The sequence below is a fragment of the Immundisolibacter sp. genome (assembly GCF_028696615.1).
GTDB lineage: Bacteria > Pseudomonadota > Gammaproteobacteria > Immundisolibacterales > Immundisolibacteraceae > Immundisolibacter.
Window position 1 is genome coordinate 1 of sequence record NZ_JAQVGQ010000047.1, and the last position, 14,107, is coordinate 14,107.

The following is a 14,107-nucleotide window of genomic DNA, read 5'->3' on the forward strand; positions in this document are numbered from 1 at the left end:
GCAGGGTGAGCCCAATGTCGTCGAGGCCGTTCAGCAAGCGATGCCGGCGGTCGGCGTCGATCGAGAACGCGAATACCTCGCCCGAGGGCGTGCGCACCTGCTGCGCCTCCAGATCCACCGTCAGGCGGTAGCCCTCGGTGGCGGCCACCTCGGCGAACAGCCGCTCGACCACTTCTTCGGGCAGCGTCACCGGCAGCAGGCCGTTCTTGAAGCTGTTGTTGTAGAAGATTTCAGCAAAGCTCGGCGCGATCACGGCGCGGATGCCGTAGTCGACCAGCGCCCACACGGCGTGCTCGCGGCTGGAGCCGCAGCCGAAATTGCGCCGGGCGAGCAGAATCTCGGCGCCCGCATAGCGCGGCTGGTTCAGCACGAAATCGGGATTCAGCGGCCGACCCGAGCAATCCTGCCCCGGCTCGCCGTGGTCCAGATACCGCCACTCGTCGAACAGATTCGGCCCGAAGCCGCTGCGCTTGACCGACTTCAAAAACTGCTTGGGAATGATGGCGTCGGTGTCGATGTTGGCACGATCGATCGGCACCACGAGGCCATTGATAGATGTGAATTTTTCCATGACGTGCAATGCCTACTTGGTGGACTTCTCGATGGCCTCGCCACCGCGCTGGATGTCCTTGCCGATGCCGGCGATGGTGTTGCAGGCGCCGAGCGCCAACACCAGCCCACCCACCAGCAGCAGTTTCAAGCCACGCATGACTCAGCCCTCCAACAGCTCGCGCACGTCGATGAAACGTCCGGCCACCGCGGCGGCGGCGGCCATGGCGGGACTCACCAGGTGCGTGCGCCCACCCTGGCCCTGCCGGCCCTCGAAGTTGCGGTTGGACGTCGAGGCACAGCGCTCGCCCGGCTCCAGGCGATCGGCGTTCATGGCCAGGCACATCGAACAGCCGGCCTCGCGCCACTCGAAGCCGGCGGCGCGGAAGATCTCGTCGAGCCCCTCGGCCTCGGCCTGACGCTTGACCAGTCCCGAGCCCGGCACGGCGAGCGCCAGACGCACGTTGCCCGCCACCTTGCGGCCCTCGAGCACGGCCGCGGCGGCACGAAAGTCCTCGATGCGGCCGTTGGTACACGAGCCGATGAACACCTTGTCGATGCGGATATCGGTCAGCGGCGTGCCGGGCTGAAGGTCCATGTAGGCGAGCGCCCGGCGCATGCCCTCGGCGCGCGCGGCGTCGCTTTCGGTCGCCGGGTCGGGCACGCGGCCGTCCACCGGCAGCACCATCTCGGGCGAGGTGCCCCAGGTCACCTGCGGCACGAGGCTCGCGGCGTCGATCTCCACCACGCGATCGAACTGCGCGTCGGGATCGGAAACCAGCTGCCGCCAGGCGGCGGCGGCGCGCTCGAACAGCTCGCCCTTGGGCGCGAACGGCCGGCCGCGGATGTAATCGATGGTGGTGTCGTCCACCGCCACCAGACCCACGCGGGCACCGGCCTCGATCGCCATGTTGCACAGCGTCATGCGCCCTTCCATGGACAGCGCGCGCACCGCCTCGCCGGCGAACTCGATGGCGTAGCCGGTGCCGCCCGCGGTGCCGATGGCGCCGATGATGGCCAGAATCAAATCCTTGGCGTACACGCCCGCCGGCAGGCGGCCGGTGGCGCGGATCAGCATGTTCTTCGACTTGCGCTGCGGCAGCGTCTGCGTGGCCAGCACGTGCTCGACCTCGGAGGTGCCGATGCCATAGGCCAGCGCCGCGAACGCGCCGTGCGTGGCGGTATGCGAGTCGCCGCACACCACGGTCATGCCGGGCAGCGTCGCGCCCTGCTCGGGGCCGATGATGTGCACCACGCCCTGGCGCGGGTCGTCCATGCGGAACTCGGTGATGCCAAACTCGGCGCAGTTGCGGTCGAGCGTCTGCACCTGCTCGCGCGACACCGGATCGGCGATGCCGACGCTGCGGTCGGTGGTCGGCACGTTGTGGTCGGCCACGGCGAGGTTTGCCACCGTGCGCCACGGCCGGCGGCCGGACAGCTTGAGGCCCTCGAAGGCCTGCGGCGAGGTCACCTCGTGGATCAGGTGACGGTCGATGTACAGCAGCACCGAGCCGTCCGGCTCGGTGTACACCACATGCGCGTCCCAGAGTTTGTCGTAGAGAGTCTTGCCGGCCATTGCATGCACCGTGTTGCGTCTGGTTGTAACGTTCCGCCCGCGCCGCAATCCGCCGCACCGATCGCTCGACCAGCGCCGCCAACGGCGTCAGAAGCGCTGATTCGTCGCCGCTTTCGTGCGGGGCGGCGCGGGCATGACCCGCGCCGCAGCGAGCCGAAAAACGCCAAGGATGGAATTTTTCTGCTTTTCCTTAAAAATACCGCCGCCCGGGCACCGATCCGGACGCCGCACCCAGCCCCGACATGACCTTTCGCGAACTGGCCATCTGGCTCGAAAACCGCCTCGGCACCTGCCACCTGCTGGTGAACCGGGACGCCAAAGAACCGGCCGACCTGTTGCTGGCCACCGGCCTGCACGACCGGCTGGTGCGCGAGCTGTTGCGAGCGGTTTACAAAAGCAATCGATGCTATCACATCCGGGCCAGGCTCTCGGCGGAGCGCACGCTGGCGGCACTGCAGCCGGTGCGTGAGAAGGTGCTCGACGATCCCGGCACCGACCTGCACACGGTGCAGTTCCTGGATGCCGTCGACGTTGCCGTGCGCGCCGCCTTTGCGGTGCCGCCGCCAGCGCCGGTGTCGCTCGCCCCGCGCGGGCGGGTCATCCCGCTGCCGCCCTCGCGTCGTCTGCAGCGGGCCGGTTGAGACTGCTCCACAGCAGCGCGCCCAGCAGCGCCGCGCCGGCGGCCAGCTCGAACACGTGCGTCGCGCCTGCCGCGTCCCACAGCCAGCCGCTGAGCACGCCGCCCAGCGCGCCGCCGCCGCCGGTGCACAGCCCGCTGTAGAGCGCCTGCCCGCGGCCCTGCAGCGCGGCCGGGAAGAACCGCTGCACCTGCGCCAACGCCGCCACGTGAAAAGCGCCGAAGGTCGCCGCGTGCAGCACCTGCGCCAGCAGCAGCCAGGGCAGGCTGGCCGCGCCGTGGCCGATGATCAGCCAGCGCAGCGCCGCCAGCAGCAGGCTGCCCAGGAACACGCGGGCGGCACCGATGCGCGGCAGTAGGCGCGCCAGCGCCAGGAATACGCCGACCTCGGCCACCACGCCGAGCGCCCACAGCGCCCCGACCATGCTGCGCGGGTAGCCGAGGTCTTCGAGCAGGATCGAGAAAAAGCCGTAATACGGCCCATGGCTGACCTGCATCAGAAACGCCGCGGCCAGAAAGCCGAGCGCCGCCGGGCTGCGCAGCGCCCCGCGCAGCGACGCCTTGGCCAGGGCCGCCGGCGGCCCTGGGCGGTCCGGTACCAGCAGGCTCGACAGCAGCGTGCCGGCCATGGTCACCAGCAGCAAGGCCAGCAGCTGGTCGATGCCGGCGCGCTCGAGCAGCCAGCCGCCGCCCAGCACCACGCCGATGAAACCGACCGAGCCCCACAGACGGATGCGCCCGTACAGGTTGCCGGCGCCGGCCAGGTGGCGCAGGGTGACGATCTCGAACTGCGGCAGCGCGGCGTTCCAGAAAAACCCGAACGCCGCCGTGACCAGCGCCACCGGCCAGAAACCGCGCGCCACGAACATGCCGCAGAAGATCAGCGTCATCAGCAGCGCGCACGCACGCACCACCACGATGCGCCGCGGCACCCGGTCGCCCACCCAGGCGCTGGCCCAGGGCGCCAGGATGCGCGTCAGCGTGCCGACCGCCATCAACTGGCCGATTTCGAGCGCACTCATGCCGCGCGCACGCAGAAACACCGTCCAGTACGGCAGCATGGCGCCGAGGATGGCGAAGTAGCTCAGATAAAAGGCCGACAGCCGCCAGTACGGCAGCCGCGGCCCGGCGTCAGTCGTCAACGGCGCCGGGGATGACCGGCGTGATCGGCTGCACACCGGCGTTCTGCGCCTGCTGGCGCAGCCAGTGGTCCATCAGCACCAGCGCCAGCATGGCCTCGGCGATCGGCACCGCGCGGATGCCCACGCACGGGTCGTGGCGGCCGGTGGTGACGATCTCGGTGTCGACGCCGTGGACGTCCACCGTGCGCCCCGGCAGGCGGATGCTGGAGGTCGGCTTCAGCGCCAGGCTGACGACGATGTCCTGGCCGCTCGAGATGCCGCCCAGCACGCCGCCGGCGCGGTTGCTCAAAAACCCGGCGGACGTGATTTCGTCGCGATGCTCGCTGCCTTTTTGCGTGACCACGGCGAAGCCGGCGCCGATTTCGACGCCCTTGACGGCGTTGATGCCCATCATGGCGTGGGCGATGTCGGCATCGAGGCGATCGAACACCGGCTCGCCCAGGCCCGGCGGCACGCCGTGCGCCAGCACCGTGACGCGCGCGCCAATCGAATCGCCGTCGCGGCGCAGTTGCGTGATCAGCGCCTCGAGCTGCGGCACGCGGGCCGGATCGGGACAGAAGAACGGGTTCTCGTGCACCGCCGCCCAGTCGCGCAGCTCGAGCACGATGTCGCCCATCTGCGCCAGATAGCCGCGGATCACGATGCCCTGTTGGGCGAGGAACTTGCGCGCCACCGCGCCGGCCGCCACGCGCGCCGCCGTCTCGCGCGCCGACGAGCGCCCGCCGCCGCGGTAATCGCGCCGGCCGAATTTGTGCTGGTAGGTGTAGTCGGCGTGGCCGGGCCGGAACGTGTCCTTGATGGCCGCGTAGTCGCGCGAGCGCTGGTCGGTGTTGCGGATCAAAAGCCCGATCGGCGTGCCGGTGGTCAGGCCCTCGAACACGCCGGACAGAATCTCGACCCGATCGGCTTCCTGGCGCTGGGTGGTGTAGCGCGAGCTGCCCGGCCGGCGACGGTCGAGATCGGGCTGGATGTCGGCCTCGGTGAGCGGCAGACCCGGCGGGCAGCCGTCGATGACGGCCCCCAGCGCCGGGCCGTGGCTCTCGCCGAAGGTGGTGACCGTGAACAGGCGGCCGAACGTATTGCCGGACATGGGGCTCCCGCGTGACGAATTGGGCAGGCGCTGATTTATTCAGCACTTGCCGTCCGGGGCAGGATGCCCCGAAATTCCTGGAACGGCATTTTTCGGCATCTTCTCAGCCAACGAAATGCACGGCGACATCCGCCACATGCGGCACCTGCAGCACCGCCTCGCGCAAGCGCTCGGCCAGCGCCCGGCCGGTGGCGGCGTCTGGCGCCGCCGCGAGCGGCAGGTGCAGCTCGACGCCGATGCGGTCGGCTTCGTAGTGCAGCAGGATCTGCTGCAGCTGCCCGGCGCCGACCATGCCGGCCAGCGCGGCGCGAATCTGCGCCTCCACGTCGGCCCGCAGCGGCAGCGTGCGGCCGCGCTCGAAGGACTGGTCGTCCTCGGTGTCGATGTGCACCAGCACGTCGCTGACCTCGTCCAGGTCGGCGATCAGCCGCTCGCGGATGTGTTCGGCGATGCGGTGTCCCTCGGACACGCTGATGTGCGGGCTGACCTGCACGTGCACGTCGACCAGCGCGTCGGGGCCGGCGCGGCGGGTGCGCAGCAGGTGCAAACCTTGCACGCCCTCGACGGAGCGAATGGTCTGGCGGATGGCCGCCACGCGCTCGCGTGACAGGGCGGCGTCGGTCAGCTCCGACACCGACTGCCACAGCAGCTCCCAGCCGACGCGGGCGATCAGCACCGACACGCCGATGGCCGCCACCGGGTCCAGGTACGGCATGCCCAGCAGGCTGCCGGCGACGCCGACCAGCACCACCAGCGAGGAAATCGAATCGGTGCGCTGGTGCCAGGCGTTGGCCTCGAGCATGCGCGAACGCGTTTCGCGCCCCACGCGCAGCGTGTAGCGGTAAATCCACTCCTTGAGCGCGATGGCGATCACCGCCACCGCCAGCGCCGCCGGCGCCGGCGGCACGATACCGGTCGGATCGAGCAGGCGCTGGGCGGCGCGCAGGCTGATGCCGGCGGCGGTCGCCAGCAGCACCGCGCCCAGGAACACCGACACCAGCGTCTCGATGCGGCCGTGGCCGTATGGATGCTTGGAATCGGGCGCGCGGCTGCCCTGACGGGCGCCGTACAGCACCGCCATGTCGCTGAACAGGTCGGACGTCGAATCGATGGCGTCGGCGATCAGCGCCTGCGAGTGCGCGAACACGCCGCCGGCAAACTTGATGATCGCCAGAAACAGGTTGATGCCAGCCGCGATCAGCGTCACCCGCCGACCGGCCTGATAGCGCCTCGCGCCGTCAGTCCGCTCGCCGTTCGCCGCCATCGCCGCCCACCTCGATGATGATGGTCACCACGCCGTCGCGCTCGTAGCTGTCGATGTGCCGGTGGCCGTTGATGCGGCACCAGGCCGGTATGTCGGCCAGCACGCCGTGGTCGGTGCACTGCACCTCGAGCACGTCGCCGGGTTTCAGCTCGCGAATCTTGGCCTGCGTGCGCAGCACCGGCAACGGACACAAGAGGTAGCGGGCGTCGAGCGTATGATGGGCCATGATGGTGGAAGGCTGTGATGGCGCGGGCGCGCGCCGGCCGCCTGCCGCAGCGCAGGAATGCACTGCCGTCACCCAAGGCCCCGGGCCAAGGGTTTCGAGGGCTGGCGGAAAATCACCCGTTCCCGGAGCAGGGCGCCCGCACATCCAGGACGGATTCGTGCAGCGCGTCGTCGATCAAGCATAACGCGTCGGTTCACGCCTGGTCACGTCATGACACAGCCACCCTCAAGCCCGGCCGCCGCGGTCACCGGCCTCATCCTGGCCGGCGGTGAAGGCCGGCGCCTGGGCGGCGTCGACAAGGGCCTGCTCGAATTGGACGGCCAGCCGCTGGTTCAGCACCTGGCCCGGCGTCTGGCCGGCCAGGTGCACACGCTGCTGCTGAGCGCCAACCGCCACCCCGAACGCTACCGCGCGCTCGGCTTCGACCCGCTCGCCGATGGCCCCTACCGGGGCGCCGGTCCGCTGGCCGGCCTGCGCGCTGGGCTTGCCGTGTGCCCCACGCCCTGGCTGCTGGCGGTGCCATGCGACATGCCGCTGGTGCCGGCCGACCTGTGTGCCCGCTTGTGGCAGGCGGCGCCGGCAGACGATGCCCGCGCCCGCGTGCCCTTCGACGGCGCGCGCCACCACTACGCCTGCCTGCTGCTGCCGCGCAGCGCGCTTGTGCCCGTCACCGCCGCGCTCGACGCCGGCCGGCGCAGCCTGCGCGAACTGCTGGCCGACCTCGGCTGGCTGGGCGTGGATTTTGCAACCGCCGGGACACGCGCCTTCAGCAACCTGAACACACCAGCCGACCTCGCCCGTTTCGCGGAGCTCCCATGACCGACCAACGCCAGACCCGCATCGTCGCCACCCTCGGCCCCGCCACCGATCCGCCCGGCGTGCTGCACGAGCTGCTGCGCGCCGGCATGAACGTGGCGCGCATCAACTTCTCGCACGGCCAGCGCGAAGACCACGAACGCCGCATCGCCGCGCTGCGCGCCGCCGCCAACGACGTCGGCTGCGACGTGGCGGTGCTGGCGGACCTCGCCGGCCCCAAGGTGCGCGTGCGCGGCTTTCGCGACGGGCCGGTCACGCTCAAGACCGGCCAGCGGTTTTGCATCGACGCCAGCCTCGGCGAACACGACGGCACCGCCGAGGCGGTCGGCACCGACTATGCCGAGCTGGCGCAGGACGTGCAGCCCGGCGATCGGCTGTTGCTGAACGACGGCCTGATCCAGTTGCGTGTGATCGAGGTGCGGGGCGATGCGGTGCACTGCGAGGTGGAGGCCGGCGGCGAACTGTCCGACCACAAGGGCATCAACAAGCAGGGCGGCGGGCTGTCGGCCGGCGCGCTGACCGCCAAGGACCGCGAGGACATTCCCACCGCCGCGGCGCTCGAGGTCGATTACCTGGCCGTGTCGTTCGTGCGCCGGGCGCTCGACATCGAGCTCACGCGTGAGCTGCTGCGCGGCGCCGGCGGGCACGGCCGCATCGTCGCCAAGATCGAACGCAGCGAGGCGGTGGCCGCGCTCGACAGCATCGTCGAGGCGGCCGACGCGGTGATGGTGGCGCGCGGCGATCTGGGGGTCGAGATCGGCGACGCCGAACTGCCCGGCGTGCAAAAGCGCATCATCGCCGCCGCGCGCGAGATGAACCGGCCGTGCATCACCGCCACGCAGATGATGGAATCGATGATCGAGCATCCGGTGCCGACTCGCGCCGAGGTGCTCGACGTCGCCAACGCCGTCATGGACGGCACCGACGCGGTGATGCTGTCGGCCGAAACCTCGGTCGGCGCCTACCCGGTGCGGGTGGTGGAAACCGTGGCGCGCATCTGTCTGGGCGCCGAGCGCTACCCGGTCACCGAGCGCTCGGCAGCGCAGGTCGACCGGCATTTCGAGCGCACCGACGAGGCCATCGCCATGGCCGCCATGTACCTGGCGCGCCACGGCCGCATCGGCGCCGCCGTGGCGCTGACCGACTCCGGCCACACCGCGCTGCTGCTGTCGCGCCTGCTGCACGGCATCCCCATCTACGCCATGACCGAACACGCCCGCACCCGCCGGCGTCTGGCGCTGATGCGCGGCGTGACGGCGGTCAACTTCGACCGCGGCGCGCGGCCCTACGAGCGCGTCGCGCACGACGCGCTGGCCCTGCTGCGCGAACGCGGCCTGCTCGCCAAGGGCATGCGGGTGCTGGTCACCAAGGGCGACCAGCCGGGCTCCGGGCGCACCAACACGCTGCTGCTGATGGACGTGAGCTGACGGGCCGTTGAAAACCCCTTTTCAACGGCCTGCCAAAGCGCCGGGCGGTCGGCGACAATGGCCCGCCGCCGCCGGCACACACCAAGGAGGAGCCGCCATGCAAGGACGCCATTTCATCAACACCCCGCGCGCCATCGAAAAGCTCACCGCCGCCGGCTGCGACGCGCTGGTCGGCGCGGATGCTAGGAACGTGCTGTACCTGTCCGGCGTGCGCACGTTCGACACGCAGTGGGCGCTGCCGGAACCCGGCACGGCGGTGATCGTGCCGGTGCGCGACGCCGCCGACCGCAGCACGCTGTGCATCGGCGCGCACTACATCCCGTACCTGCTGCAGGAACCGACCTGGGTGCCGCGCGTGCGCTGCTACGACTGGTTCGGCTACCACACCTACGTGCTCTCGCAGCCGGACCCCGGCACCGCGCGCAGCCCGCTGCGCGCGGACGTGCAGGCCTTCATCGCCGAGCATCACATCGACGAGATCGCCAACGACATCGTCGAGGTCACCGCCAATGCGCTGACGGAACTTGGCCTCGACAAGGCGCGCGTCGCCTTCGACGACCTGCGGCTTGCGTCGTACGTCAAGCGCCGCCTGCCGGAGCTGACGGTGATCGACGGCCATGACCTGCTCACCGACATCCAGAAGGTGTCCACGCCGGACGAGATCGCGCTCATGCAGGAAGGCGCCGCCATCAACCAGCGCGCGCTGGAGAAGGTGATCGACGCCGCCCGCCCCGGCATGCTGTGGGAGGAACTGGCCCACATCTACCGCATGGCGCTGGCCGAACGCGGCGCCGTGCCGACCACCGACAAGGGCCTGATGTGGGGCAGCCACTACAAGGGCGAGCACATCGTGGACAGCTTTTATCTCCCGCGCAGCGACTTTGCGCTCGAGGCCGGCCGCGCCTACATCTTCGAGACCTACAGCATCTACAAGGGCTACACCTGCGACGGCTCGCGCACCATCTACTTCGGCGACCCACCGGCCGCGTACCGCAAGATCGTCGACGCCGTGATGCACGCCTACGAGGCCATCGAAACGCATCTTCGGCCGGGTCAGGACAGCGGCCTCGTCTACCAGACGGCGATGGAAATCATCCACGGCGCCGGCATCCCCACGCCCGAGAAAACCGCCACCGCCACGCACGGCGTCGGCCTGCAGCCGGTCGGCTGGTACGTGCCGTACCCGGCGTTCACCAAGATTCCGCAAAGCTACATGCTGGAGGGTGGGCAGGTGATGGGCATGGACGTGCTCTATTACGGCCACGCCGTGCACCCGTTCCACTTCGAGAACCAGCTACTGATCACCGCCGACGGCCCGCGCAGCTTCTTCACCAAACCGCAGGTGCTGCCCAAGGGCCTGCTGGTGCGCGACGGCGAGCGGTTGTCGAGCTACTGCCCGCCAGTGACGCTCAAGCAGGAACAGGGCATCGATCTGGGCAATCTGCGGCTGTAGGCAACAGCGGCGCGGTGGGGCAGTGTGCGGTAAGCGGTAATCTGCCGGCCCGCTGCGCTGCCCTGGGAATCTGCCGATGCCGCAAACCGCAGACTGGCTGATCCGCTCGGCGTTGTCCGTGCCGATCGACGTCACCATCAACGTGGCCAAGGCCACCGGCGAGAATTCCGTCGCCGAAGCGGTGGTGCTCGGCCTGCAGGCGCAGCTGCCGCCGGACGCGTACCACGCGGAGCGCGACGATGGCGAAGATGTGCTGATCAAAAAGCAGGACGGCGCGGCCGACTTCAGCGTCGCCATCGTTTTCAATACGCTGAAGGGCGTGCGCATCAACCCCGACAAGGAACAGGCCGCCGCTGGATCGCGGGCGAACACGATTTTCGCCCGCGGCCTGCCCGCCAATCGGTTCTAGTCAACATCGTCCGCGGAGTCTCGGCGCAGTTCCGGCGCGCGCCGGTTCGGCTCGTGAGGCGCTGTGTCGTCGTTCGCGACATCGCGTCGCAGCCGATCGAGCGCCGACTCACTTGCCGCTGCCGACACGCCGGCGCTGCGCAGTGCGTAGTGGGCGAGTCCGAATGCGAGTTCACGCTCCGCCATCAATGCGACGCCGATGCCGTGGCGGCTCAGGGCGTGGACCTCCGCGTCGCTGTGGCAGCGAACGGCGATGTCAACGCCCGGGTTCAGGGCCCGCGCCAGCCGGATCACCTGCTCCGACTGATACCCGGCCGGCGTAGCAATAACGATCAGCCGCGCCTGGGCCGCCCCCGCGGAGTCCAGCAGTCCGGCCACCGCGGCATTACCGTGCATGGCCGGCACGCCGGCGGCGCGCAGCGCCTCGACCCGCCGCAGATCATGGTCAATGACCACCACCGGCACGCCGTGCGCGCGCAGGCCCTGCACCACTACGCGCCCGACGCGCCCGTGGCCCACCACGATGACGCGCTCGCGCGTCTGGGCGGGCGCCGTGTCCAGCTCGCGGGGCAGGAATTCGTCCGCAGCAACAGGGGAGGACGCCTGCAACCGACGCGTCAGGCCTCGCAGGCGCCCGATTGCCGCGAACACCAGCGGATTGAGCGTGATGGACAGCAGCGCCCCGGCCAGCACCAGGTCGCGCCCGTTCGGCGGCAGCAGCCCCAGCCCCACGCCGAGGCTCGCCAGAATGAACGAGAACTCGCCGATCTGCGCGAGGCTCGCCGATACCGTCAGCGCCGTCGACAGCGGATGGCCCAACGCCAGCACGATGCCGCAGGCGGCGAGCGACTTGCCAACCACAATGACTGCCAGCACCGCCAGTACCGCCAGCGGCTCGCGCACCAGGATGCTCGGGTCGAACAGCATGCCGACCGACACGAAGAACAGCACCGCAAAGGCATCCTGCAACGGCAGCGAATCGGCCGCCGCGCGGTGGCTGAAATCGCTCTCGCTGAGCACCACGCCGGCGAAGAACGCGCCCAGCGCGAACGACACCCCAAACAGCTTCGCCGACCCGAACGCGATGCCAAGCGCCACCGCCAGCACCGCGAGCGTGAACAGTTCGCGCGAGCCCGTGCGCGCCACCTGCGCCAGCAGCCACGGGACGACGCGCGCGCCGACCACCATCACCAACAGCAGAAACCCACCCACCTTGGCAAGCGTCCAGCCGAGCAGCGGCAGCAGGTCGGGCGACGCATGGCCCGCCGCCGGCGCGCCCGCCAGCGCCGGCAGCAGCACCAGCGCCAGCACCATCGCCAGATCCTCGACGATCAGCCAGCCGATCGCGATACGGCCGTTGGCGGAATCGAGCAGCCCGCGCTGTTCGAGCGCCCGCAGCAGCACCACCGTGCTCGCCACCGACAGCGACAGCCCGAACACGAGGCCGGCGCCCAGGCTCCAGCCCCACAGGTGCGCAATGCCGGCGCCAAGCGCGGTCGCCACCGCGATCTGACCCACCGCGCCGGGAATGGCGATGCGCCGCACCGCCAGCAGTTCCTTGAGCGAAAAATGCAGGCCCACGCCGAACATCAGCAGGATCACGCCGATCTCCGCCAGCTCGGACGCGAGCTGCTGGTCGGCGACAAAGCCAGGCGTAAATGGCCCGACCGCAACACCGGCCAACAGGTAACCGACCAGCGGCGGCAGGCGCAGCTTGCTGACCGCAAAGCCGCCGATGAACGCGAACACGAGCCCGATGACGAGCGTGGGGATGAGCGTGCTGTCGTGGGGCATCGGTTACGGGTCGGGCCGATCGAACGGCAGTGGCGACGGTCCCCGCATGCTAGCGCACGGTGCCGGCCGCGCGGGACGACAGCGAGCTTGACGGCGCCGCTGCCGTGACGCGCCGCGCATTCCAGACAACGCGACACGCGCTAAGGTTCGCGCTCCACTCGCCTTACCGTCGCCGCCCATGACTTCGACACCCTGGCTCATCCGCTCGGCGCTGTTCGTGCCGGGCGACGACGAACGCAAGCTCGCCCGCGCCACCACGGCCGGCGCCGACGCGCTGATTTACGACCTCGAAGACGCCGTCGCTGCCGAGCGCAAGGCGGACGCGCGTGATCGTGTGTGCGCGGCGCTGGCCGGCCCCGGACCCGCGCTGCGGCTGGTGCGTGTCAATGCGCTGGGCACGCCCTGGGGCGCGCAGGACATCCGCGCCGTCGCCGGAGCCGGCGCGCACGGCGTGCTGATCCCGAAGTGCGATTCCGCCGCCGCGCTCCAGCAAGCCGACGCGCTGCTTGCGGGCACACAAACGCGCCTTGTCGCCCTCATCGAAACCCCGGCCGGCGTGTTCGACCTGCCGGCCCTCACCGCCGCCACGCCGCGCCTGGCCGCGCTGGGCTTCGGCCATGCGGATTTCAGCCACGCCGCCGGCCTGCCGGACATGCGCTCGGATGCCGGCCTCGTGTGGCACGCGCGGGCGCAGATTGCGCTTGCCGCCAAGGCGCGCGGGCTTTTGGCGCTGGACTGCGTGGGCCTTGAGGTGCGCGACGAGGCCGCCTTCCGCGCCGATGCCGCGCTCGGCCGGAGTCTCGGCTACGACGGCAAGCTGTGCATCCACCCCATGCAGGTGGCGGTGGTGAACGCGCTTTACGCGCCGGACGACGCGGCCATCGCGCACGCGCGCCGGGTGCTGGCGGCCTGGGACGCGGCCCGCGCTCAGGGCCAGGCCGTCATCGCGGTGGACGGGCGCATGGTGGATGCGCCGGTGGTCGCCGCCGCGCGCCGCACGCTGGCCCGCGCGGGGCTTGAATCCTGAACCACGAGAACGCCATGAGCGACAACGTCACCCTCATCGAAGGCCCGCATTTCGACGAACTCACGGTCGGCGAGTACCTGCCGGACCCGCCGGCCGTCACCCTCACTGAAGGTCATGCCGCCTGGCACGGCGCGCTGTTCGGGGACCGGATGCGTTTGCCGCTATCGGCGCCGCTCAGCGAAGCCGTGCTCGGCCCCGGCGCGCAGGCCGTGCACCCGGCGCTGGTGTGCAACCTCGTCACCGGCCAGACCACCTACGCCACGCAGGAGGTGCGCGCGAATCTGTTCTACCGGGGCTTGGTGCTGCGCGCGCCGGTGCGCGTGGGCGACACGCTCGCCACCCGCACGCGCGTGGTCGGCCTGCGCCAGAGCCGCCGGCAGGAAGGCCGCGGCGCCACCGGCATCGCCGTGCTGGAGATGGAAACCCGCAACCAGCGCGGGGAACTGATCGTCCACTTCTGGCGCGCGCCGCTGCTGCCGTGCCGTGACGCGCAAGCCGACACCGGCCACGCCGATGCGCTGGATGCGTTTCCGGCCGCACTCGACCCCGCCGTGCTCACCGAAGCCGCCGCGCACTACGACATCGCGGCGTTCAAAGCCGCCGTGCCCGGCGCGCGCCGGCCGACCGAAGGCGCGCGCTACCGCGTGGCGGCGCGCGACACCGTCACCAGCGCGCCGGAGCTCGTGCGCCTCACGCTC

15 protein-coding genes are annotated in these 14,107 nt (G+C 70.4%); 7 read left to right on the forward strand and 8 right to left on the reverse strand.

The window, feature by feature from the left end; genetic code table 11:
• The 3 genes from leuD to leuC form a co-directional block, all read right to left on the reverse strand.
• The coding region (gene leuD, locus PHC73_RS04925; protein WP_300125162.1) for a 3-isopropylmalate dehydratase small subunit at window positions 1-571 on the reverse strand (571 nt) is incomplete at its 3' end.
• A gap of 12 nt (window positions 572-583) precedes the next feature.
• Window positions 584-709, reverse strand: a complete 126-nt coding sequence (locus PHC73_RS04930; protein WP_300125164.1) for an entericidin A/B family lipoprotein — start codon at window positions 707-709, stop codon at window positions 584-586.
• Window positions 710-712: 3 nt separating this feature from the next.
• Entirely contained in the window at window positions 713-2,125 is a 1,413-nt protein-coding gene (gene leuC / locus PHC73_RS04935) for a 3-isopropylmalate dehydratase large subunit (RefSeq protein ID WP_300125166.1), read from the reverse strand.
• Window positions 2,126-2,367: 242 nt separating this feature from the next.
• Here leuC and PHC73_RS04940 point away from each other — a divergent pair, with 242 nt between their 5' ends.
• Complete coding sequence (locus PHC73_RS04940; RefSeq protein WP_300125168.1) at window positions 2,368-2,766, forward strand: hypothetical protein; 399 nt, start codon at window positions 2,368-2,370, stop codon at window positions 2,764-2,766.
• Here the strand turns inward: PHC73_RS04940 and PHC73_RS04945 are convergent.
• From PHC73_RS04945 to PHC73_RS04960, 4 genes are all read right to left on the reverse strand, one after another.
• The gene (locus PHC73_RS04945; protein ID WP_300125171.1) at window positions 2,723-3,904 is read right to left on the reverse strand and encodes an MFS transporter; all 1,182 of its coding nucleotides are present in this window, start codon (window positions 3,902-3,904) and stop codon (window positions 2,723-2,725) included. The genes PHC73_RS04940 and PHC73_RS04945 overlap by 44 nt on opposite strands.
• Entirely contained in the window at window positions 3,894-4,994 is a 1,101-nt protein-coding gene (aroC, locus tag PHC73_RS04950; protein ID WP_300125174.1) for a chorismate synthase, read from the reverse strand. Before aroC ends, PHC73_RS04945 begins: the two co-directional genes overlap by 11 nt.
• Window positions 4,995-5,097: 103 nt before the next feature.
• A complete protein-coding gene (locus PHC73_RS04955) occupies window positions 5,098-6,258 on the reverse strand; it encodes a cation diffusion facilitator family transporter (protein ID WP_300125177.1) in 1,161 nt (386 codons plus the stop codon).
• Window positions 6,233-6,484 carry a sulfurtransferase TusA family protein gene (locus tag PHC73_RS04960; RefSeq protein WP_300125180.1) on the reverse strand — a complete coding sequence of 84 codons (252 nt, stop codon included), beginning with the start codon at window positions 6,482-6,484 and terminating at the stop codon, window positions 6,233-6,235. Before PHC73_RS04960 ends, PHC73_RS04955 begins: the two co-directional genes overlap by 26 nt.
• 210 nt (window positions 6,485-6,694) lie before the next feature.
• Between PHC73_RS04960 and mobA the strand changes: the two genes are divergently transcribed.
• From mobA to PHC73_RS04980, 4 genes are all read left to right on the forward strand, one after another.
• Window positions 6,695-7,303, forward strand: a complete 609-nt coding sequence (gene mobA / locus PHC73_RS04965) for a molybdenum cofactor guanylyltransferase MobA (RefSeq protein WP_300125184.1) — start codon at window positions 6,695-6,697, stop codon at window positions 7,301-7,303.
• Window positions 7,300-8,727, forward strand: a complete 1,428-nt coding sequence (gene pyk / locus PHC73_RS04970; RefSeq protein ID WP_300125186.1) for a pyruvate kinase — start codon at window positions 7,300-7,302, stop codon at window positions 8,725-8,727. Before mobA ends, pyk begins: the two co-directional genes overlap by 4 nt.
• Window positions 8,728-8,824: 97 nt before the next feature.
• Window positions 8,825-10,180 (forward strand): M24 family metallopeptidase, encoded by a 1,356-nt coding sequence (locus PHC73_RS04975; protein ID WP_300125189.1) that lies wholly within the window; start codon window positions 8,825-8,827, stop codon window positions 10,178-10,180.
• A gap of 118 nt (window positions 10,181-10,298) precedes the next feature.
• Complete coding sequence (locus PHC73_RS04980; protein WP_300125192.1) at window positions 10,299-10,589, forward strand: hypothetical protein; 291 nt, start codon at window positions 10,299-10,301, stop codon at window positions 10,587-10,589.
• Here the strand turns inward: PHC73_RS04980 and ybaL are convergent.
• Complete coding sequence (ybaL, locus tag PHC73_RS04985) at window positions 10,586-12,382, reverse strand: YbaL family putative K(+) efflux transporter (protein ID WP_300125195.1); 1,797 nt, start codon at window positions 12,380-12,382, stop codon at window positions 10,586-10,588. The two genes, PHC73_RS04980 and ybaL, sit on opposite strands and share 4 nt — an antisense overlap.
• Before the next feature lie 178 nt (window positions 12,383-12,560).
• Here ybaL and PHC73_RS04990 point away from each other — a divergent pair, with 178 nt between their 5' ends.
• Together PHC73_RS04990 and PHC73_RS04995 are read left to right on the forward strand one after the other, a co-directional pair.
• Entirely contained in the window at window positions 12,561-13,409 is an 849-nt protein-coding gene (locus tag PHC73_RS04990; RefSeq protein ID WP_300125198.1) for a CoA ester lyase, read from the forward strand.
• Window positions 13,410-13,423: 14 nt separating this feature from the next.
• On the forward strand, window positions 13,424-14,107 hold a 684-nt coding region (locus tag PHC73_RS04995), incomplete at its 3' end, for a hypothetical protein (protein ID WP_300125201.1).